Origin of the sequence: Persicitalea jodogahamensis (genome assembly GCF_014651615.1) — a bacterium.
GTDB lineage: Bacteria > Bacteroidota > Bacteroidia > Cytophagales > Spirosomataceae > Persicitalea > Persicitalea jodogahamensis.
Window position 1 is genome coordinate 652,857 of the sequence record NZ_BMXF01000004.1, and the last position, 22,860, is coordinate 675,716.

Here is a 22,860-nt window from a genome sequence, read left to right on the forward strand (position 1 = left end):
TTTTTCCTCTTATCTGAGTTTATATAGTAGGGGAGGCCGAGTACCTAGCAAGCATTGTTCCTATACAGGCCGTGAATAAAATGCTACCAATCGTATTGAATCGAAATCCATAGGATTGGTAGTCATTATCACGGATCCTGAATTGCTTCCAAAGCGAATTCTGCACCAGAACAACTGTCACCAAACTAATCAATGAAGTCAGAAATGCATATAATACAACTATTATACAGCTAGATTTCCTGCTTCCAGGAGGTTGTTTGTATAAAATCGAGGCATGCTGTCGCCTTGTCCTTATATTTGCCGCAAGTGACAGTAAGAATTAGGCTGTGTGATAACAATATGATAATCATTTAAAATGAATAAATATTTTTTAATTATATCTTTTACCCTGTAACCTGCTGTTTTTGAGTATCTTTAAATTAGTTTTATTAAATAAATACTTTAACATGAATTATCAAGAAGTCATTGAAAACTGCTGGAAAAATCGTGAATTGATTTCAGCTGTCGAGAATCAGGAGGTCATCAGAAACATCGTTGAGGAGGTGGACAAAGGGCGGTTAAGGGCAGCTGAGCAACGATCAGACGGCACGTGGCAGGTAAATGAATGGGTGAAAAAAGCAATTATCCTGTATTTTCCCATCCAGCAGATGTCAATCTCCGAAATCGGGATTTTTGAATACCACGATAAAATGCGCCTGAAAACCGGCTATGCAAGTCTGGGAGTACGAGTTGTTCCGCCAGCCGTAGCGCGTTATGGCGCATTTTTGGCCAAAGGTGTCATTTTAATGCCCTCTTATGTTAATATTGGCGCGTATGTCGATGAGGGCACCATGGTGGACACATGGGCGACCGTAGGTAGTTGTGCGCAAATCGGTAAAAATGTCCATCTCAGCGGGGGCGTAGGAATAGGAGGGGTGCTGGAACCAGTCCAGGCAGCACCCGTCATTATTGAAGACGGAGCGTTTATAGGTTCCAGATGTATTGTGGTTGAGGGAGCGCATATAGCGACGAGAGCAGTCCTTGGTGCAGGCGTTACAATCACTGGCAGCTCGAAGATTATCGATGTCACAGGCGACAAACCAGTGGAATACAAAGGCTATGTGCCGGCCGATTCAGTGGTGATCCCAGGTACACTTCCCAAAGAGTTTAACGCTGGTACCTATCAGGTACCATGTGCTCTTATAATCGGAAAGCGTAAACCAAGCACTGATCTTAAGACTTCGCTGAATGATGCGCTTCGTGATAATCAGGTTATAGTTTAGCAATGCTCGTATTACTCCAATTAACATTGCTAAATAGTTAGCAATGTTAATCCTAAAAAGCGCGGTCTCACTCATATTGGAATGGGACCGCGCTTTTTTATAAACACATCGCAATCGTAAGTGTATGAGAGGATAGCACATTTGTAAACTACACAATGCCTATAAACAATTGTCAACAATTACAGCTATTTACAAATATATATTGCTTGTTTAACATTATATATTACATTTGTAAAAATCATAAACGCCTATCGAATGGACTTAAATGACAAAATTAAACAGATCTTAGTTGACAAAAGTATATCGCCTTCCCATTTTGCAGATGAAATTGGTGTACAAAGATCAAGCGTTTCACACATTTTGGCTGGGCGAAACAAACCTAGTCTGGACATTGTGCAGAAAATTATCAGACGGTATCCTGATCTGGGAATGGAATGGATTATGGATGAAGAGGATTTGCCAAACGTAGAGCCCGACCGTAGTGAAGTGAACTCTGGAAACATTCGTCAAGAGGCTTTTCCCAGGCAATCTTCTACCCCCTTAGATTTGCCTGAAAAAAAGAAGCCTGAACCAAGTACCGTACAACGAAATCTCGGGGCTATTCAAATCGACCAAATCTCTCCCCAAACAGCTCAAAAATCAATTGAAAGAATTTTGGTATTCTATTCAGATGGTACTTTCAAACAATACACCCCCCAATAACTCTAACTTGGTTGACAAATGAGAAGACATGGTGATTTTCTGAATTCAACCACAAACGGATTAAATATCTGATAATTATCCAAATACAACCTGCTGATTACAAGTCTTATGAGGTACTATGAATCTAAGACTCGTTCAGAAATAAGTTACATATATAAACCTCAATATGACACCTATCCTTCTGAATATCAGTGATTTGGGACTACCTGTTCCACGTGGATTATAACTACCTATTTATTAGGGAGTTACGCAATTGTCATAAAGTACTTTGAAAGGGATGTAAACGTTTGGTCTAAATCTCAATAAAGTACCATTATACTGCCCTTATAAGTTTCAATGGAAGTCCGGATTATATATGTGTAATTACCAGATGGAACCTTTGTATTATGGAATGTGCCATCCCACGGGTTTTCGTAATTTTCACTATGGAACACCAAACTACCCCAGCGATTATAAATATTTATACTTTCCACCAATTCTTTTCCGTTGGCCACCATTAGCAAATCATTAATCCCATCACCATTGGGGGTGAAAGCGTCCGGAATATAGATTCTGTCTACAACAATTATCTCGGTGGTATCCGCAGCTGTACATCCTCCGGGCGTTTTGCCAACTAAAACATAGCTGGTAGTTTGGTCCGGGAAAGCCTTTGTTTTCAATGCATCCGGATCGTCTAAGCCATAAGATGGAGTCCAGAGATAATTGGCATCTTGGGCAGATGAAGAACTCGTTGGGTCAAGTATGGTACTTCCACCTCGTCGAATAATAATTTTGTCCGGGAGCTCTACTGCAATCATCTCCTCTGCGATAAAAACGCTATCCCTGTTTGAACAGTTATTCTGCTTGTCAATTATCGTAAGCTGATAAAAGCCTCCTTCGCTGACGGTCAAGCGTGATCCCGTTTCGGCCAATATCTTTGAGTTAAACTGCCATGTATAATTATAAGAATCATTAGCCTGGGCTTCCAGATCCAGTTTGTTGCCTGAGCATAAAACCTCACTCGCTCGGAGAATTTCTGCTTCTGGACTATCAAATACCACTACCTCAACTGGCTTGGATGTCGCTGGTCCGGCACAGTGCTTTCCTGCGTCGTAGTTTTTTTCTACAGTATAAAACCCTTCTTTGGATAAAGGCAGCGCCGCGGAATTAGCGTTTTTAATTAATATGCCATCCAGGTACCATTGATATACCCAATCACCCGGATTTTGTATTTCAAGCATTTTTGTCTCTCCGGCACAAAACGCTATCGCCTCAGTAGTTTGACCGTTATAATAAATAGTTGGAGTGGGAATAGTTGAAGTGTCCGATTTTACATCGAATTTCTCCTGTGATGTGCAGCCGTTCTCTTCATTGGTTACGACCAACTGATACATTCCTATCTCATTTACAGAAACACTTGCTTCGGAACCAATGATATTGGGGTTCTGCTCATATAACCAACGGTAGGTGTAAGATTCATTAGCCGTAGTTTCAATATCAATTGATCCGCCTGGACACAAGGCTATATTGTTTCCATTGATATCTATGATTGGTGGATTGCCTGGAATCAGGTTAACCGATTTTGAAATTGAAAACAATCTACACAGTTCGCTATTCTTAAATCTTCGTGTAACTGAGTATTTACCAACTTTCGATGCATAATGTGTATCACCATCTCCACCTGGAATATCTGAACCGTCAAGCTTCCATTGATAGGTCCAATCCCCCGGTTCTCTTATTTGGAGAAGTACGGGTCTCTCAGGACAAATTTCTATACTTGTTTCAACGCTGTTGTTGCTTTCAATTAGAGGAACCGGCGGAAGGCTGCAATCAATTACGATGACCTGGATACTGTCCAGTGCAACACATCCATTTTCAGTCATTACATTTAATATGTAGCTTATGGATTGGTTTGGTCTGACAACGGGTTGCGCCACAGCTGAGTTGTCCAAGCCAGTTTTAGGTGACCAGGAATACCTGACTGGAACCAAAGATTTGACATCGGGTAGGAGAGTGACACTCTCCCCACGAAGTACCGAAATTTGTGAAGGGAGATCAACAAAGACTTCCTCTTTAAACACCTCCGCGGCCGTACTTGCCATGCAGCCACTAACTTTATCACGAACTACCAATGAATATATCCCCGCATCATTTACGGATAACACTGGTCCAGCTTCCGGCAAAATATCAGAGCCGCGGCTCCACTCATAGGTATAAAATTCATTTGTAGTAGCTGTAAGATTCAAACTTTCACCTCCGCATAAAGTACCCTTCGATTGCACAATATTCGCAACGGGTGGTTTTGAATATACTAGTTCTACGGGCTGGGAGGTAGCAGTCCCGGTACATTGCTGATTGAGTGGTCGCTTAGCTACTGTATATACTCCTGCTTCGCGCGCTTCAAATTTTCGATTTGTGGCTCCCGTAATACTTTGACCACCTCGATACCATTGGTACAACCAATCACCTGGTTCCTGAACCTCAAACATCTTCGTTTGACCTTCGCAGATTTCTGCTTTATTATCCGATTGAGAGTCACTAAGAATGATTGGAACAGAAGGTGGCGGATTGCATTCAATAACAAGAGACTGATAATCCCGCCTTACTGCGCCGATTCGCACGCCATTGCGATATTCTTCACAGAGAACAGTAAATACGAATAAGCCCAGTTGATTAGCTGTCACCGTGATTTGTCCGGTTCGGGCGTCTATGCTCAACGCGGGATTCCCTGGAATGGCATTCTGGGCGGAAAATCCAGCTGACCAGTCAACTATTGGGTAGCCGGCTTTCGGTGAATCTGTTCCATCGGGTTCCTGAAGACTTGTATTTCCCCTTAGCGGCGTGACCAGCGAGTAGCGGAGCTCGTCACCGTCGGCATCTGTTGCACCTACATTCGTAGTGTAGAGAACATCCTTACAGATGTAGTCTCCATTGGGGACATTAAAAATGGGTGAAGAATTTTTTATAGATATCGGAGGAAACTCCAGATAAAAAACCAATCCACTCTCACCAGGAGACCGGATATTGCCAATTGCCGCATTGCGGCAACACCTTTCCCAAACGATGTAGTAGCCCCCCGGATCATTAAATTCGCCTGGGTTCAGGGTAACTACGCTGCTATAAATTCCAACCTGGCTATCAAGAGAGCGTAATTGTGTACAGATATCATTCTGGTAGTCTACCTTACTGAAAGACTGCAAAGGAATTGAACTCCTTTGAATAAGTGCATTATCACGTTTGCGATAAAACAGCATTTCAGCCCGAGGGTCCCGGTTGGCTACGGTCAAGTTGGCTTTATCCCAAAATTGGATCATTGAGATCGTGAATTGGTTGGCCTGTCCGGTGGTCTCCATTCGTATCTCCCCACCCAAAATATGGCTGGCCCAACTATGCAATGGACCCAAAATACTAATAGCAAAAAGGATGAAAGAAAGAATTTTCTTCATAGGAGGCTAGCAATAGATCTTTGCCTCCTCAACGCAGAAATAACCGACAGACAGCGTTCGGCAGAGAAAGATCCCTAATAAATAACAGTTATCACCCCTTCGTACATTAAGAAAGGTGTCTTAATCTGATAGATATACGAGCCAGCAGGCACAAAAGATTCTCTATAGCGTCCGTCCCAGGGACTCTCGTAGTGTTGGTTCTGGTAAACTACGCTTCCCCAACGGTTAAAAATCCTGATATCCTCAATTTGGTCATCGCCGTTTCTGATTACAAACAGGTCGTTAATACCATCTCCGTTTGGACTGAAGGCATCTGGGATGAATAGCCGATCGATGACAAATAAATTAATAGTATCCGACGCAATACATCCAATAGGGGAGGTAACCTGTAGAACGTACGCTCTATTATCATCAGGGGTCACTGTCGGCACTGAGTCGGTAGTACTGCTAAGTCCCTCTGGTGGAAACCAACTATAACTGACCGGCCCATTGGTTGATTCGACTTTGGGCCGTAAGGGTAAGGAGCTTCCTCGCAGCAAACTCGCGCGGGCGGGCAAACTGACCGAAATCTCCTCCACGCTGACCCTTGCACTATCTCGTGCAGTGCATCCATTTTTTTCATCCCGAACCAACAAATGGTACCATGCCTGCTCTGATACTTTCAGGGTTTTGCCATTTTCAGAAAGCTTCTCGAATCCTTTGGTCCATTCATACGAATAGGTGTTTCCCTCATTGGCCAGGAGAGACAGTTCTTTTCCCGCGCAAATCGTATCCGTTGCCCGGCTTATTATTGCGGGTGGGGGAGTACCCTGTACCAATTTGACTAGTTGCGATGCCGTATCCCTGGAGCACTGGTCCTTAAAACTTTTTACCACCGCATAGCTTCCCGTGTCCCGGGCGGTAATGGACGGGCTGGTCTCCCCGGGAATGTTCTGGCCGTTAAGTTGCCACTGATAAGACCAGTTGGGAGCAGTTTCCGTGTCGAGTACGATCGGACGCTCTTCACAAAATTCCAAAATATTAGCCTTTACTTTCTCGTGATACACAAAAGGCTCGGGGGGGGTATTCTTGCTGCATTCAATTACCAGAAGCTGAAAATCGCGACGAACTAAACCGATCTTCACTCCATTACGGTATTCTTCCACCTGAATGGTAAAAACATACAGACCCAGTTGGTCGGCCACAACGGTGAGATTCCCGTTACGCTCATTGATTTTCAAGCTGGGGCTCCCAGGTATCATATTTTGGTCTGAAATTCCGGCTGACCAGTTCACCAATGCATATCCAGACTTGGGAGAGTCATTACCGATTGGATTGGTGCGGCCAGTGTTGCCCCGCATTGGAGTGACAAGGGAGTAGCGCAGTTCATCATCGTCAGCATCCCTGGCCGACATATTCATCGAGAAGGTTTGATCCTTACAGATATAGTCACCATTAGGGAAGGAAAAGACCGGTGATGAATTTTGGGTAGTTAGCGGCGGAAATTCCAAATAGAAAACCATACCGTTTGATCCCGGAGCGTCTATGTTATTGATGTCATCGTTGCGGCAACATCTTTCCCATACAATATAATATCCCTGCGGATCATCGAAATCGGATGGTGGTAGCGTTACCGTCGACTTATAAGTACCTTCTATAGTTTTAAGAGAGCGATACGCAGCGCAGGCCTGGTTTTGATAGCTGACATTCCGACGGGAAACGAAAGGAAGATTACTCTTAAATACCAGCCTGTTATCACGCTTCCGATAGAATAACAACTCAGCACTCTGATCAGTATTTCCGTTCGTAAGCGTGTTCTCATCCCAAAATTGCACAAGCGTCATAGTATACCGGTTGGCAGTCGCAGTTGCTTCCATGCGGATTTCACCTCCGACAATATGGCGCGCATTCGCAGACATTCCATATCCTATTAAAACAGTACAAAACAGTAATTGTAAAGTTTTCTTCATACTTGCATCAAAGAAATATTAAATAGTACGCAACATATTGGTCATGCGACGCATAAGTTAGTAAAAAATGTAATAGGCCTTGTTTTACTTATACAAATCAATTTTCTCTCACTCCTTTGAAATGAGCATTTTGACATTAAACAATATTGATTCGAATGTTTTATAATTTATATTATGTTAAATAGATATTTCAATAATAAAGCACTCATAGATATGAGTGCTTTATTATTACTCAATTATTGTGCTGCAATGCACTCTACCTTTTTCCCTTCAAACTGGGCTAAGACGTTATTTAAGGTTTCCAGTGTAGAACTGGCTTCCTCCATATCAGGCTTCGCCTTCACGGCTTTTTCGAAATAAGGTTTTGCTTTTTTGAAAAGCCCACACACCTTGCCTTCAACCACTTTACCTGACTTCTGATATTCCTGCATGTCCATGTTGTCTATCTCACGCTTGTTCTCTACTGCTTCGTTAAAATAGATTACACCCAAATTAAACAATGCGTCGTAGTTTTCAGGCTCAGCAGCCAGCGCCTTTTGATAGCTGTCAAGAATGTCTTTCTTGGTAGCGGTATATTTCGCCTGCAAGTCGGCTAGTTCTTTTTCGGCAGCTGCCTTATCAGGACTGTTGGCTTTCTCAGCCATTGCTTTTACGTCAGCCTCGTACTTGGCGACATTCGTCTTTGCCTCATCCCGTGACGCAGTCACTTCATCGAGTTGGCGCTTTAAATCAGCGCTTTTGGGCTGCTTCTTCAGTAAGCCCGTGATCCGCTTGATCTCTCCCTCATAAATATTCAGCTTATCTTTTTCATCAGCAAGCTGCTTAGCCATTTTATCAGCCTGACCACCCGTTGCTCCGATTTTTTCCTGAAGCTCACGGATTTGTCCCGCCCGCTTAATGTTGATATTATCATACAGGATACCGAGGTTGACCAGATTCGTAACATTGGAAGGATCCTTAGCCGTCAACTCTTGCAATTGTTTGATAGCCATGTCCTCATTACCGGAGGCCAGGTGAATGTTTACAATTTCAGACTTCAAATCTTTGTTATCGGGGCTCTGTTCCAACCCTTTCTCCAACGTAGCAATAGCCTTGTCAAACTGGTTATCCGCCCGGTACAGCTGAGCCAATCCATAATAAACGCTGGGGTCTTTGCCACCATTGGCCATGTACTTATTGAATTCATCAATGGCAATATCCTTTTTGTCGGCCTGCTGAGCAGCGATACCGCCATACAGAGTAGCCAGGGTATCTTTCTTGTTGATCTCCTGCGCCCTTTGAAATAATTCAAGCGCTTTGACCATATTCTGGCCCTGATAGTGCTCTGCTCCTTGCTTCACGAAGGCATTGTAGAGATTACCCTCAGTTCCAGCCAAAATATCCGTGGCTTCTTTAGACAAGCGCCCCGGTGCGCCTTTTTTATTGACGTCCAGTTCTATAACTTTCTTATAAGCATCATATGCTTCAATTACTGCACTGGAATCAAGCGAAGAATATTGCAGAGCAATGTCCTGATACGTTTTGGCACGATCCATCCATGTAGCTGCTTTTGCGGCACTCTTCTCGTCTTTAATATCGCTGTCACTCTTCTCTTTATCCTTTTGGACTTGTTTCATCATCACCTCATCCACAGCGGAATTTTGCGCCATGGCTAAGCCGCTGAAGAGGCCCAGTCCCAAAACAAAAATTATCTTTTTCATATACTGATTTGATTGGTTGGTGGTTGTCTTACTATTTTAGGTTAAAAATTAGTTAAAAAATCATTCCGTGACTTCAGAATCGGCCGAATCGCCGGAATCAGGGGCCTGGCCGGTGGATTCGGTAAGTTGTCCGTTCAATGCGGCGTTTTCCGTGATCTCCGTCTCCTCCCCTATTTCTTCCTCCACTTCTTCTTTCAAAATCCGAGTTACCGAGGCGATTTCGTCCGAATTATTCAAGCGGATGAGCTTTACGCCCTGAGTATTGCGCCCTGCTTCACGAATATCGGTCACGCTCATGCGGATGGCGATACCATTACGGGTAATGATCATCAGGTCATCATCTTCGGTCACCTCGCGGATAGCAACAAGTTTGCCGACTTTCTCCGATGTCTTAAGAGTTGTTACACCCTTGCCTCCACGCTTAGTGACGCGGTAATCTTCCACAGGCGAACGCTTGCCAAAACCGTTTTCGGATACGACCAGCAATTGCGCGTCCTCACGATTGATACAAACCATACCGATCGCTTTCAGATCAGGGCTGTCACTTAGATTAATTCCTCTTACTCCGGCTGCGGTCCTCCCCATCGGCCTCACACCGCCTTCATTGAAGCGCACGGCCCGACCAACGCTTTGCGCGATGATGATATCATTGTCGCCATTGGTCAGAGCTACATCCAGCAAGCGGTCGCCGTCCTTGACGGAGATGGCGATGATCCCGTTCTGCCGTGGACGCGAATAAGCTTCAAGCAGGGTCTTTTTAATGATTCCCTGCTGCGTGCACATGATGATGTAATTATTATTGATGTAGTCGTCATCACTGAGCGTTTTGACATTGATCACCGCCCGGATGGAATCACCCGACTCAATGCTGATGAGGTTCTGGATGGGCCGCCCTTTGGATGTCTTGGCGCCTTCGGGGACCTCGTAGACTTTCAGCCAGAACAGTTTTCCGTATTCCGTAAAAATCATCAGGTAGTTGAGCATGGTGGCCGAGAAAAGGTGCTCAGTGAAGTCCTCATCCTTAGTCTTCACCCCTCTTGCACCTACCCCACCCCGTGTCTGGGTACGGTACTCCTGCAGCGGCGTTCTCTTGATATACCCCTCGCTGGAAATTGTAATGAGCATTTCCTCATCGGCGATCATGTCCTCGTCGCTGAATTCCTCAGCAGCGTACTCGATCTCAGTGCGGCGATCGTCCCCGTAACGCTCACGAATTTCGCTAAGCTCGGTTTTGATAATTTCAAACTTGCGGAATTCATTGGCCAGAATATCACGCAGGTCGGTGATCAGTGCCATGATTTCCTCGTATTCCTTAATGATCTTATCCCTTTCGAGCCCGGTCAGGCGTTGCAGGCGAAGTTCTAGAATCGCCTTAGCCTGAATTTCAGAAAGCTGGAATTGCTCAATCAGTCCCGTTCTGGCTTCTTCGGGATCTTTGGCGCTGCGAATTAAATTGATAACTGCATCCAGATTGTCCAGTGCAATCAACAACCCTTCCAGGATATGCGCCCGCTTCTCGGCTTCGCGCAATTCGTATTCGGTGCGGCGGGTCACCACCACCACGCGGTGATCGACGTAGTGCTTGATAAGATCCTTCAGGTTGAGGATCATCGGGCGACCTTTGACCAGGGCTACGTTGTTAACACCAAAAGAGGTTTGTAGCGGGGTGTACTTATAAAGGTGATTGAGAACGATATTGGGAATGGCGTCCTTCTTCAGGTCAAAGACAATCCGCATTCCGTCACGATCCGACTCATCGCGCAAATCAGAGATCCCATCCAACTTTTTATCGTTGATCAGGCCCGCAATGCGTTCAATCATGTTGGCCTTATTGGTCATGTACGGAATCTCGGTAACGATAATCCGCTCACGGCCCGTCTTGCTGACCTCCATATTGGTTTTGGCGCGGATGATAACCCGCCCTCTACCCGTCTCGAAGGCAGAGCGAACGCCCTGATAACCGTAGATGGTGCCGCCCGTCGGAAAATCGGGTGCCTTGATGAACTCCATGAGTTCAGCAATGGTAATCTCATTGTTGTCGATATAGGCGGCTACCCCGTCGATGACCTCCCGGAGATTGTGCGGGGCCATATTGGTGGCCATACCTACGGCAATGCCCGACGAGCCATTAACTAACAAGTTAGGGAACTTCGCGGGCAGAACCGAAGGCTCCTGCAAAGAATCGTCGAAATTGGGTTGAAAGTCGACCGTCTCCTTATTAATATCATTTAGCAGTTCGTCGGCAATTCGCTTCAACCGGGCTTCGGTATATCGCATGGCAGCGGGAGAATCCCCGTCCACCGAGCCAAAATTACCCTGTCCATCGACCAGCATGTAGCGCAGCGACCAAGGCTGGGCCATACGCACCATTGTGTCATATACGGAGGAGTCGCCATGCGGGTGGTACTTCCCCAGTACCTCACCCACGATCCGCGCCGATTTCTTGTAAGATTTGTTGTAATTGACCCCGAGGTCCGACATGCCGTAAAGAACGCGGCGGTGAACGGGCTTAAGACCGTCCCGTACATCGGGGAGAGCGCGGGAAATAATGACCGACATCGAGTAATCGATGTAAGCCCCCCGCATTTCATCCTCTATATTGATGGGGATGATATTACCAGTGTTAGTTTCTGCCATAAAAGGAGTACCGAATCAACGAATTTAGTTTTAGGAGCGATAAAATATGTCATGGTTTAAATAATGCACCACAACATACCTTTTAAAGAGTCAAATTTCGTCATTTTTCGGGTTTTGCCCAAATATTTGCCGGTTTGAACACCGTTATATTAGCCTTCAAAATGCCTTATACCCCGAAATCACATTAAAAACTCTTCCGAATGCCCCTCCTACTCACATTTACGGCAATTTTGTGCCTTGTTCTGCTCATCGCCTGGATCAAGCTGGACACCTTTATTTCCTTTCTCTTAGTATCCATTGGTCTGGGTTTGGCGAGCGGGTTGAACGTAAGTCAAATTGCGGCAGCGGTACAGAAAGGCGTAGGGGGCACGCTGGGCGAACTGGTTCTCATCGTCGGTTTTGGCGCCATGCTGGGGAAATTGGTGGCCGACAGCGGGGCTGCCCAACGAATTACGGATGCGCTTATAGGTTTGTTTGGCACCAAAAACATTCAATGGGGTCTGGCTCTGGCCGGATTTGTGATCGGGATCCCCCTGTTTTACAATGCGGGTTTTGTGATAGTGGTGCCGCTGATATTCATGATCGCCTCTTCCGCAAAACTACCTTTATTATATGTCGGGATTCCGATGCTCTCGGCTCTGTCGGTAGCGCACGGCTACTTGCCACCTCACCCCTCCCCTTCCGCCATCGCCACGCAACTCAACGCCGACCTGGGCAAAACACTACTTTACGGCCTGATTGTCGCAGTCCCTGCCATCGCAGTGGCTGGCCCGCTATTTGGTCGTACGCTGAAACGCTTCAACCCTAAGCCTGATCCGTTACTTTTCGATGTAAAGCCCCGACCTGCCGGTGAGCTACCAAGTCTTGGCATAAGTGCGCTGGCCGCACTGCTACCCGTATTTTTGCTCACCGGAATGTCCGGCATTAACAAGCTTTTTCCCGGCTACGCATTCATAGAAATTCTGGCCGACCCAAGTTTCAGTATGCTGGTATCTGTGTTGTTCGCTGCCTATGTGCTCGGAATCCGGCGCGGCATGGATATGCGTGGCATTACCAAATCCATGGAAGAGGCTTTTAAGGGTGTAGCGATGATTCTGCTGATAATCGCCGGTGCAGGTGTTTTCAAACAAATCATGACCGAAAGCGGGGTGAGTCAATACATAGCCGAGGGGTTAAAGGGAGTCGACATTTCCCCTATCGTGCTCAGCTGGGGCATTGCCGCCATTATCCGCGTATGTGTTGGTTCGGCCACGGTCGCCGGCCTGACAACGGTGGGCATCCTGGCTCCCCTTCTGATGCAAAGTACCGTGGCTCCAGAATTGATCGTGTTGGCCATTGGTGCAGGTAGTTTGATGTTTTCTCACCTGAACGATGGGGGGTTTTGGCTTTATAAGGAGTATTTCAATCTCAGCATCAAGGACACGCTCCTGACCTGGTCAGTGATGGAGAGTATCGTTTCAGTGGTGGGTTTGTTGGGAGTATTGGCGCTGAATATATTTGTTTAGGATATATAAAAATGTCAGATAGGCAAGGGAAATTTGGTATGAAATTGAAGACACTGAAATTAGTAGTTTGCCTCTTGGCAGCAGCAAATATTGTCTCAGCCCAGGTACCTGGCCGATGGGAAGGTACTGCTGAGATAAACGGTAAGCCACTGCTGATAGCATTCAACATTTCGGCCGCCAGTGCGGGAAGCCTATCCGCCACGATGGACGTGCCTGCGCAAGGAGCGAAAGCCTTGCCATGCGACGAGGTTAAAGTCGAAGGTGACAGTCTTTTCATTTTTGTTAAAATGATTCAGGGTAGCTATGCAGGAAAATTTGATGCCGCTCGCTCGTTAACTACCGGCAAGTTGCGGCAAGGTAGTTTCAACATACCGCTCGACCTCAAACGCAGCGGCAACGCCGTAAGCCTGGATCGCCCCCAAACCCCCTCGCCTCCTTTTGACTACCGCAGCGAAAACGTGGCCTACGACAGTCCGGACGGAAAAGTACACTTGGCAGGAACGCTCACGACACCAAAGGGAGATGGCCCATTTCCAGCTGCTTTGCTCATTACTGGTAGCAGTCTGCAGGATCGCGACGAAACGATTCTGGGCCACAAGCCATTTTTGGTCATTGCCGACTACCTGACTCGCCGGGGTATTGCGGTGCTACGCGTGGACGACCGAAATATGGGCTTGTCAACTGGTCCAACCAAAGCCACTTCCGCCGACTACGCGCAGGATGCCATGATGAGCCTGAATTTTTTACAAAAAAGAAAGGAAATCAATCCAAAGCGAGTGGGCATGATCGGCCATAGCGAGGGTGGACTGATTGCCCAAATTGTTAACGCTGAGCGTCCCGAGGACGTGGCGTTTATCATTTCATTGGCCGGACCCGGGGAGAAAATCATCGATTTGATGGCCCAGCAGAACACCGCAAACCTGAAAAGCATGAAAGTACGCGAACCAGTCGCTGAGAGCTACGGAACCATGATGCGCGCCATAATGGAAGCCGCAGCAACCGAGAAAGACTCCGCTGCCCTGGACCGTAAAATCACCGAAGCTGTAAATGCTTGGCGAAGTACCGTCATGCCCGGCGTATTCACTTCGCTGACAGGAATAAATAATGAGTCGACGGAACGACAGTTCGTACGGACGATGGCAAGAACGCTGGAAGACCCCTGGATGAACTACTTTATTCGATATGACCCGGCGCAAAATCTAGCCAAAATAAACTGTCCGGTACTGGCCCTCAATGGTGGGAAGGATATTCAGGTCATAGCTAAACCCAATTTGCTGGGTTGGGCGGAAATAAAGAGAAATGGCAATAAGGATGTCACCGTGAAGGAAATGCCGGGTTTGAATCATCTTTTCCAGCATTGCGACAAGTGCACGGTCAATGAGTACGGGGAACTGACGGAAACGATTTCACCCGAAGTTCTGAAGATGATGGGCGATTGGCTGGGTGAGAAAATAATTAAGACGCGTTAGTTTCAATGATTACCCACACAGGGGAAAGCCTGTCTGACCGTAGACGAAAAGTATTATTTTTGCAAAAACAGCTATCCAAAAATCCCGCTCCATGCAAGATCAAATATTGAACGAAGTACCATCCCTAGATCTACACGACTTTACATCAGGCGACCCGGATATGAAAGCCCAATTCGTGGCTGATCTTGGCGCAGCTTTTAACACCATCGGCTTCGTGGCCATCAAGAACCACGGCCTAACCGATGAAATGCGGGAGAAATTGTACGAAGCAGTGAAGCGTTTTTTCTCCATGCCAGCAGAAGAGAAGAAAAAATATGAACACGAAGAACTCTTCGGCCAGCGCGGTTATATCGGAAAAGGGAAAGAAACGGCCAAAGGTTTCAAAGTAGCCGATTTGAAAGAGTTCTATCACATTGGCCAGCCGGAACCTCCGGAGGGCATGGCAGGGAATGTCTTTCCCGATAACATGCCCGAGTTCGAAGCGTACACTACCTTGGTATACCGTACTTTTGAGAATACCGGCCGGACTCTGCTGCAAGCCTTAGCGCTGTATCTTGATCAACCAGAATTCTATTTTGACGATAAAGTTGAAAAGGGCGATAGTATCCTGCGTGCTTTGCATTATTTCCCAATTCCCAATCCCGACGACCTACCCGAAGGCGCGGTACGGGCAGCGGCCCACGGCGACATCAACCTCATCACCCTGCTGATGGGGGCCAGTGCCGAAGGTCTGGAAGTCCTGCGTCGCGACGGCACCTGGATTCCAATTACGGCTTTACCCGATCAAATCGTGGTGAACGTGGGCGACATGCTCGACCGCCTGACCAATCACAAACTCAAATCGACCATTCATCGCGTGGTCAATCCGCCGCGGGAGAAAATGAGTACTTCGCGCTATTCTATTCCATTTTTCATGCACCCCCGGGGCGACATGGATCTGACCTGCCTGGGTAACTGCGTTGATGCCGAACACCCTAAAATGTACGTCAACATGACGGCAGGCGAGTTTCTGGACGAGCGTTTACGGGAGTTGGGGCTCAAAAAATAAGCGAATATGGATAGTTGAGAGTCAGGAGTGATTCCCGGAAGGAGTTGTAAGTAATGCCTCCCCTGCTTACCTTGACGCAACTATCGTCCGGTTTATGCGTCGCATTCGGTATTTCATTTTCCTGAAAGATGTACTTGTCCTGGCCTTCACTGCTTTCGGGGGCCCGCAAGTGCATTTGGTCATGATGCTCGACCTGCTGGTCATCAAGCGGCGTTACCTGACCGAGGAGGAGCTGCTGGAACTTCAAGCCCTGTGCCAGATTCTGCCGGGCCCTACCTCTACGCAGACGATCACTGCCCTGGGATTTAAGATCGGTGGACCCGGGCTCGCCTACCTTACAGTACTTGTCTGGTCGCTACCCGCCATGACGATGATGACGTTGGCAGCGCTTACTATCTATTTTCTGGAACAAAGGAATGTGTCCCTGCAATTCGCCCGGTTTGTCGGACCGATGGCCGTCGCCCTGCTCATGCACGGGGGGTACCGGATCGCCCGGCGGGTCATCCGCGACACCCAGGGCTGGCTATTGCTCATTGCCTCCGCGCTGGTAGCGTACCTTTTTCCCTCTCCTTTTATGACACCTGCCGTCATTATATTGGGCGGCGTCATTGCCTCGCTCAACTACCGGCAGCAACCCCGTATGGAAAAAGTCCGTTTACAAATCAATTGGTCCAACTTCATTCTGTGGCTCAGCGTCCTGGTGGGGGCAGCAGTGTTGGGGGCTGTTACGAAGTCATTGCCTGTCCGGTTGTTCGAGAACTTCTACCGAAACGGCAGCCTGGTTTTTGGCGGAGGTCAGGTATTGATTCCGATGCTCTACAACGAATTTGTGGAGTTCAAGCATTATCTCACGCAGGAGGAATTCCTGACAGGGATGGCGCTCACGCAGGTAGTTCCCGGCCCGGTGTTTTCCATTTCGACGTATGTCGGGGCAATGTCCATGCAGCATCAGGGAGTGAGCGGACAGATCATCGGTGCTCTGGTGGCGACGGTCGGCATTTTCCTGCCCGGTACTTTTCTGATTTTCTTCGTGTACCGTTTTTGGGATCAGTTGAAAAAATACCGGGGCGTGCGCGCTTCGCTTCAAGGGGTGCACGCCACAAGCGTGGGACTCACCCTGGCTGCGGCAGCCACGCTCTTCGTGCCCATGGCTACCAGTTGGATTCCCCTGGCAACCGTGTTGGTTACGCTCACGATTTTATCCTTGACCCGGGTACCTCCTTATGTCTTGATTTTGGGAGGGTTGATACTGGGTGTATTTCTAAATTAAAAATTCTTCAAAAATCGTGCAATGCTCTATTTTTATATAACATTCTCGTTATAAAGCGATTTTATTTAAATAAAGCATTCCATCAAATGGAATTTTCGGAATATTTAATTAGCTTTATAAAATATCAAAAGACTTGGTAAATTTGGACGTACAATACCACTACGAAAGAAATTAAATGGTTGAAATAACCGATCAGGAATTATGGGAGGGGGTTAGGCAAGGCGACGAAAAGGCTTTCACCCTGACTTTCGATCGGTATCATTCCACGCTGTTCAATTATGGTTGTAAGCTGTGTGATGATTCCGGACTGGTAGAAGATGCCGTGCAGGATGTTTTCATCGACATCTGGCGGTTGCGGAAAAACCTTACGCCCAATATCACCTCAATCAAATTTTACCTTTATCGCTCCCTTCGTCGCCGCATCCACATGGGAACTATCAAAGCCCTTCCTATCAAGGATCTTTCCATCCTGACCGGAACGGAAATCCCTTTTATCCGCGACAATTCCGAATCCATGCTCATGGAGCGCGAATCCAATACGCTACTCACCCAACGACTCAACAGTCTGCTGAGCCAACTTCCGGCCCGGCAGGTGGAAGCGATCACGCTGCGTTATTTCGATGAGTTCAGCTTTCCCGAGACTGCCGAAATTATGGGAGTAAGCGAAAAATCAGTCAGGAATTTTATTTACCGTGCCCTGGTGTACCTCAGGGAATGCCGGGAGTCGATTATGGTTTCGGTGAGTGCCTTGCTGTTGTTTGCTTTTTCTTAAAATTCTTTCGCCGGCTTCTCCCGCCTTGTGCGCAGCCTCTCTGCAAAGTACCCCCCAATCGCGAAACCTTCTTCTTGCCCGTATTTTATGGCAGGCATGTAATGGATGCCCCCGTACAGGCGGCTGATTGCCGCTTCATTAGCCGCTTCCAGAAAAGAGGCAAAATGCCTCACGGGCAAGCCGAACTCAACTTCCGAGGAGTCGGCGAAGGAAAATTTTTGACCGAAAAGCTTGGCAAGCATCACGGACGCCCCCGACGACACCACACTATGACCACTGGTATATTCCGGAAAGGGAGGAGTCTGCAACACGGGGAGCCAGGTAGGATCTATGTACTGGTTAATGTATGTTTCAGGACGAATCACCACGCTACGATATTTTTCATCCCAGCAGCTGATGAAGCAGTCGGCCAAGGTCACAGCCAGAGCGGCATAGGCCTCGGCCGATTGCAGGGCGTCGGCGTCAGCTTTTTGACAAACCAGACGAGTGATGTTCATCCAGTGACCGTTGGGGGATATTTTTTTGGTAGCATACATGACGTGGCCACGCACATTCATTTTGAAGGGGTTGCAGTCCCAGAATTTGGCAATATCGATTTGTTCGGTTGTGTTTCCCTTGACCTGAGTGTAGACTTGCAGGGCATCCTTATAAAAAACACTGTTGGTATCGGTCGAGAAAGCGGGCGGGGGTACGGGCTTAAACTGCTCGGCTGAATCGATAAGAAAAGTCCGTAGACGGTTCCAGTGCGGCTCGATGGCTTTGATGTAAGCGGGAGGCGTTGGTTTCCAGGAAGCCGCATCGTTGCGAACCCGGTACTGTGGCAGCGAACGGGTGTTTTTGTAGTTATCCTTTCTCGCCCAGGCCATGATATGGTCCGCTACCTGCTGCCCGTACACCAGAGAATAGTCAAATACTTCCGCGGGCATACCCGAGGCTTTAAATTCCTCAAACAATGCTTTTTCAAAGGAACCTATCCTTTCTTCGGAAATCACCAGTGGCTTCCCGGTGGCCAGAATCGCGTGTACTGCCGCCAATGCAGGACTATACTCCTTGTCCTTGTCGGGCACCGGAATGGGGGTCAGACCGTGTAGTTGCCCGGCCAAGCTCAGGTAGTTTTCACTATTTTGAATCAAAGTCTCATATCCAGCCACCGAAACATAGGCATAGGTGCGGCTGGTTACAGGCGGAGAGTAAATGTCATACACCATCACGTCCGTGACCTGCTTTATTGCCCGGTGAATATATTCGGCCCGCTCAGTTTTCACCTTCCAGTTTTGCGCAGAGCAGTTGACACCCAGGCAAAGCAAAATAATAGTATACAAAAGCGGTAAGGTATGCTTCATAATAACGTCCTCGTTTTACCCTGAAAGTTGGTCACGGTAATTTTCTTTGCATTTTTTTCAATGGGAAACCTCCGGGACGATTGTGACAGATAGGTAGAACCGTAATAAAATTCCACCTTTCTCTTACTACCATCCTTATAGACTACTTCTGCCGAAAAATCATCGGGCTTCAGGCTGACCCATTTTAAAATGCGCCTCGTGGACAGAATACCCGGACTAAACACCAGCAGACTATCCTGGTTCTGGGAAACGAGCAGCACATCTTCATTTTTCGCGGTATGTATGGTGGACAGGGCTTTGGCATCGCCCGGCACAATAAATCCACTTTGGGGTAAAGTCATCGCCCTGAAATTACCCTTACCGTCGCCCTGCAGGCAAAGGCCGTTGAATGCATCGTGCCTGCCACTGTTTGGGTCAAGGCCATAGTCGTTCCCGACCAACAATAAGTCGAGATAGCCATCCCCATTTACATCTTCAGCCTTCATACCAAAAACGGGTGCCACCTGGGCAGCCAGTGGCAATGGTTTCATTTCCAGATAACCATCTCCCTTATTCTCGATGTAGCAACTCCGCATTTCGGTGGCCTGCGCTATTAGTGCATTTTCCAGATCGCTGTCACTCCAAATTTCTTTCAAGGTCGCCAGTCCGTACGACTTGAAGGTAGGAAACTTTTTACGCATCGTGATTACCTGGCTGACCAGGTCGTCGCGTGATGCGATGGGAAACGGTTTCCGGGTTCCGTCGTCGCCTTTCATGTAGCAAAACACCATGGGGTCAACCGAGCCATTGTTATCGACATCCTTGGCAATCAGCACCATGGGCTCTTCCTGAGATGCGGCATAATTGGAGTTGACTCCCAGGTTTCCGGCGACGTAATCCATATCGCCATCATTGTCGAAATCACCGGCCACCAGACTGTTCCACCAACCTGTGTTTGGCTCAGTACCTGTTTTGAAAGCGACGAAAGAAGTACCCAGGTTTTTTAGGAATATGACCGGCAGCCATTCACCTGTAAGAATAAGATCTGGCTTTCCGTCATTGTCGTAATCGCTCCATAGTGCATCCGTGACCATGCCGATGTTTTTGAGCGGCGGGAAATATTGCTCGGTAACGTCGGTAAACTTTCCGCCATCGTTCCTCAACAAAAAGCTCCGGGGGGGTACAGGATAGGCCGCAGAAACTACCCGGCCACCCACAAACAAATCGAGGTCACCGTCACCGTCAAAATCAGCGGCTTTCACACAGGAACCGTTCGACAGGTCAGCAGGAAGGGCTTCCATCGCTCGTTCGAATCTTCCCTGACCGTTGTTCAGGAATAATTGGTCATTGCTGAAAGAATTGTTGGGCGGAATCTCGTAGCTACCACTGACGATGTACAAATCGAGATCACCATCGCCGTCAGCATCAAAAAACAATGTCCCCTGGTCTTCATACAAACGGGATTCCTTTTCTGAAAAGCGCGTGGAATCTTTTGTAAAATTCCCGCTAATATCCTGTAAGAAAAAAGTACCTGAAATACCCGAGGTACCGCCAACATAAATATCTTCGAATCCATCATTATTAATATCGCCTACGGCAATGGATGGTCCACTTTGGCTTATTTTATGCGGCAAGGTGGGCTGTACGTCGAAATCGGGAAAGTCTTTTTCAACCGACCTGTATTCTAAGCCGTATTCTTTTACCGTCGACTTGAAATAAGAATCAGTAAATAACTGTGGAGCTTTCACTTTTTCAGAAACAGCATCTTTATACGCTATTGTAAGCGTCTGATCGGAAGAAACGTTTTTCAATACCTGCTGCCGATTATTGGGCCAGCGCACGACCAGGGAATCGACTCGCAAGACACTTCCCAAGCCAAAATGCGCCCGGTGGTCGTCGGTAGAAAGGTAACCGCGCGTAGGCTGATGCTCATAGAATAGTTGCTGGTTCCCCGCAAAAAATAATTGGACAGTGGCCCCGATGCCTCCCGGATTTTCAGCTTGACCAACAAGGGATACCGTCAGATGATGATTCCTTTTGTCGAGCGTATTTTCGTACACAAAAGCCTGGTCATTGATATTGTTTATGATCACGTCCAGATCACCGTCATTGTCCAGGTCGGCATAAGCGGCACCGTTGGAGAACGTCAGTTCATCGAAACCCCAGTCCTTCGTCACATTATCAAAGATCAGCCCGTTGGTATTTTTATAGGCGTAGTTGGCAAGTTTGACCACCGGAAGTGAGTCGGTCATGGCCAGGGTGAAGCCTTCACCCGCGCCGCTTTGACCGTTGTTGTACTCGATGTAGTCCAGGTCTGTCACGTCCCTTGGCAGTCCGTTGGTAATGATGAGGTCGCGATAGCCATCGTTATCGAAGTCAGCCACCAGTGGGCACCAGCTCCAGTCAGTCTGATACACGCCCGCCATATATCCGACATCACTGAACACAGGGTGCCCCAGCGGCGTGGGGCCGCTATTCAATTGCAGAACATTTCTGACGTATTGGTGATTATAGTTGTATTGAGCATTATTGATGTAGTTGTAGTATTCATTTCCGCTCAGCATCCTCTTTTTTCGCAAATTATTTTCCGGGAGCATTTCCAGCGAAATCACATCGACATAACCATCGTTGTTGATATCAACCGCATCGGTTCCCATCGCATTCCAGCCCGTATGTTTAAAATAATCATCGAGCTTATTGGTGAATGTCGGCCCATCCCCACGGCCCTTTTTATTGTTGATAAACAATAGGTCATTCGACACAAAATCATTGGCAACGTAAATGTCGGGCCAGCCGTCTTGATTGATATCCGTGATTGCCGCTGCGTGGCCCCAGCCTTCGATCGTAACCCCCGCTGCTTTTGACACGTCAGTAAATTTTCCGTTTCCCTCATTCCGATACAATCGGTCATTGTTCTTAGCACTTCCGTCCGTCAGTTTTGCCCGGTAATGAATAGGCGTTCTGGGATCATAGATTTCGTTTATGACCTGATACATATCGAGGTCACCGTCTTTGTCATAGTCAAAAAAGTACCCCTGGGTGCTAAAACCATCATCAGCCAATCCGTAAGTCGCCGCTGACTCTTCAAATACTGGAATGCCCGCCTGATTCAATCCCTTATTGACATACAGCAGATTTGTGCGGAGTTTGGGATCGCTGCGGAAGGATGCCGAAACATAGATGTCCGGCCAGCCGTCGGCATTGATATCCACGACCGAGACACCCGTGCACCAGTGCCCCTCCCCGCCGGCCCTGGCCCTATCCGTAATGTCCTCGAACCTGAATGATCCTCTGTTAAGATACAGCCTGTTGGAAACCATGTTTCCCGCCAAATAGACATCCATCAACCCGTCTTTATTAAAATCACCAATACCCACTCCCCCGCCATTATAAATGTTGGCCTGGTTGAGAATATTGAGTGTGTCACTCTCAGTCAGCTGGTTAGCGAACGCAATCCCGGTCTGGGAAGCGGGTAACCGTCTGAATAAGGTACTTCCTGCCGTTTGGGCAACGGCGACCCATGAAGAGAGCGTCACTAACAAAATCGCTGAGCATTGCATTACGCTCCCCGGTACTTTCGATTTTTTGCCCCTTGGATTATTCAATTTCAATTGATTCTACTTTGTACATTCCCACCCATTAAACGCATTCAGATTAGTTGGCTACCTGAACAGAGTCTGATTTCGGAATTTTGACCTCATTGCCCTTAGGTGATCCTTCTTCTTGCTCCGTGGCCATAGCAGTTTTCGATTTTATAATGTTTTCGAAAAAAACTTTAAATATGGAGGGGTCAATTCGG

At 47.4% G+C, this 22,860-nt stretch carries 13 protein-coding genes; 7 read left to right on the top strand and 6 right to left on the bottom strand.

The window, feature by feature from the left end:
- Window positions 1-446 precede the first annotated feature (446 nt).
- On the top strand, window positions 447-1,262 hold the full coding sequence (locus IE117_RS21110; RefSeq protein ID WP_189567016.1) for a 2,3,4,5-tetrahydropyridine-2,6-dicarboxylate N-succinyltransferase: 816 nt from the start codon (window positions 447-449) through the stop codon (window positions 1,260-1,262).
- Window positions 1,263-1,517: 255 nt separating this feature from the next.
- The gene (locus tag IE117_RS21115) at window positions 1,518-1,964 is read left to right on the top strand and encodes a helix-turn-helix transcriptional regulator (RefSeq protein ID WP_189566862.1); all 447 of its coding nucleotides are present in this window, start codon (window positions 1,518-1,520) and stop codon (window positions 1,962-1,964) included.
- A 299-nt stretch (window positions 1,965-2,263) separates the two neighbouring features.
- Here IE117_RS21115 and IE117_RS21120 read toward each other — a convergent pair whose 3' ends face one another.
- From IE117_RS21120 to gyrA, 4 genes are all read right to left on the bottom strand, one after another.
- On the bottom strand, window positions 2,264-5,389 hold the full coding sequence (locus IE117_RS21120; RefSeq protein WP_189566864.1) for a T9SS type B sorting domain-containing protein: 3,126 nt from the start codon (window positions 5,387-5,389) through the stop codon (window positions 2,264-2,266).
- Between the two features lie 74 nt (window positions 5,390-5,463).
- Complete coding sequence (locus IE117_RS21125; RefSeq protein WP_189566866.1) at window positions 5,464-7,212, bottom strand: T9SS type B sorting domain-containing protein; 1,749 nt, start codon at window positions 7,210-7,212, stop codon at window positions 5,464-5,466.
- Between the two features lie 362 nt (window positions 7,213-7,574).
- On the bottom strand, window positions 7,575-9,038 hold the full coding sequence (locus IE117_RS21130) for a tetratricopeptide repeat protein (protein ID WP_189566868.1): 1,464 nt from the start codon (window positions 9,036-9,038) through the stop codon (window positions 7,575-7,577).
- 60 nt (window positions 9,039-9,098) lie between these two features.
- On the bottom strand, window positions 9,099-11,675 hold the full coding sequence (gene gyrA, locus IE117_RS21135; protein WP_189566870.1) for a DNA gyrase subunit A: 2,577 nt from the start codon (window positions 11,673-11,675) through the stop codon (window positions 9,099-9,101).
- Between the two features lie 200 nt (window positions 11,676-11,875).
- Between gyrA and IE117_RS21140 the strand changes: the two genes are divergently transcribed.
- The 5 genes from IE117_RS21140 (at window position 11,876) to IE117_RS21160 (ending at window position 17,739) form a co-directional block, all read left to right on the top strand.
- On the top strand, window positions 11,876-13,180 hold the full coding sequence (locus tag IE117_RS21140; protein ID WP_189566872.1) for a gluconate:H+ symporter: 1,305 nt from the start codon (window positions 11,876-11,878) through the stop codon (window positions 13,178-13,180).
- Between the two features lie 38 nt (window positions 13,181-13,218).
- On the top strand, window positions 13,219-14,649 hold the full coding sequence (locus IE117_RS21145; RefSeq protein WP_189566874.1) for an alpha/beta hydrolase family protein: 1,431 nt from the start codon (window positions 13,219-13,221) through the stop codon (window positions 14,647-14,649).
- Window positions 14,650-14,740: 91 nt separating this feature from the next.
- A complete protein-coding gene (locus IE117_RS21150) occupies window positions 14,741-15,697 on the top strand; it encodes an isopenicillin N synthase family dioxygenase (protein ID WP_189566876.1) in 957 nt (318 codons plus the stop codon).
- 94 nt (window positions 15,698-15,791) lie between these two features.
- Window positions 15,792-16,967: a chromate efflux transporter gene (gene chrA / locus IE117_RS21155; protein ID WP_189566878.1), complete on the top strand. Its 1,176-nt coding sequence runs from the start codon at window positions 15,792-15,794 to the stop codon at window positions 16,965-16,967.
- Window positions 16,968-17,142: 175 nt separating this feature from the next.
- On the top strand, window positions 17,143-17,739 hold the full coding sequence (locus IE117_RS21160; protein ID WP_189566879.1) for an RNA polymerase sigma factor: 597 nt from the start codon (window positions 17,143-17,145) through the stop codon (window positions 17,737-17,739).
- On the opposite strand, the gene IE117_RS21165 is transcribed toward IE117_RS21160, so the two are convergent.
- A complete protein-coding gene (locus IE117_RS21165; protein WP_189566881.1) occupies window positions 17,736-19,082 on the bottom strand; it encodes a vanadium-dependent haloperoxidase in 1,347 nt (448 codons plus the stop codon). The two genes, IE117_RS21160 and IE117_RS21165, sit on opposite strands and share 4 nt — an antisense overlap.
- Window positions 19,079-22,666, bottom strand: a complete 3,588-nt coding sequence (locus tag IE117_RS21170) for a VCBS repeat-containing protein (protein WP_189566883.1) — start codon at window positions 22,664-22,666, stop codon at window positions 19,079-19,081. The genes IE117_RS21165 and IE117_RS21170 overlap by 4 nt, the downstream gene beginning before the upstream one ends.
- Window positions 22,667-22,860: the final 194 nt, after the last annotated feature.

Excerpts from the sequence above, each read along its gene's own strand:
- IE117_RS21110 (WP_189567016.1), top strand. The coding sequence starts at position 447 with ATGAATTATCAAGAAGTCATTGAAAACTGCTGGAAAAATCGTGAATTG.
- IE117_RS21115 (WP_189566862.1), top strand. The coding sequence starts at position 1,518 with ATGGACTTAAATGACAAAATTAAACAGATCTTAGTTGACAAAAGTATA.
- IE117_RS21120 (WP_189566864.1), bottom strand. The coding sequence starts at position 5,389 with ATGAAGAAAATTCTTTCTTTCATCCTTTTTGCTATTAGTATTTTGGGT.
- IE117_RS21125 (WP_189566866.1), bottom strand. The coding sequence starts at position 7,212 with ATGACGCTTGTGCAATTTTGGGATGAGAACACGCTTACGAACGGAAAT.
- IE117_RS21130 (WP_189566868.1), bottom strand. The coding sequence starts at position 9,038 with ATGAAAAAGATAATTTTTGTTTTGGGACTGGGCCTCTTCAGCGGCTTA.
- gyrA (WP_189566870.1), bottom strand. The coding sequence starts at position 11,675 with ATGGCAGAAACTAACACTGGTAATATCATCCCCATCAATATAGAGGAT.
- IE117_RS21140 (WP_189566872.1), top strand. The coding sequence starts at position 11,876 with ATGCCCCTCCTACTCACATTTACGGCAATTTTGTGCCTTGTTCTGCTC.
- IE117_RS21145 (WP_189566874.1), top strand. The coding sequence starts at position 13,219 with ATGAAATTGAAGACACTGAAATTAGTAGTTTGCCTCTTGGCAGCAGCA.
- IE117_RS21150 (WP_189566876.1), top strand. The coding sequence starts at position 14,741 with ATGCAAGATCAAATATTGAACGAAGTACCATCCCTAGATCTACACGAC.
- chrA (WP_189566878.1), top strand. The coding sequence starts at position 15,792 with ATGCGTCGCATTCGGTATTTCATTTTCCTGAAAGATGTACTTGTCCTG.
- IE117_RS21160 (WP_189566879.1), top strand. The coding sequence starts at position 17,143 with ATGGTTGAAATAACCGATCAGGAATTATGGGAGGGGGTTAGGCAAGGC.
- IE117_RS21165 (WP_189566881.1), bottom strand. The coding sequence starts at position 19,082 with ATGAAGCATACCTTACCGCTTTTGTATACTATTATTTTGCTTTGCCTG.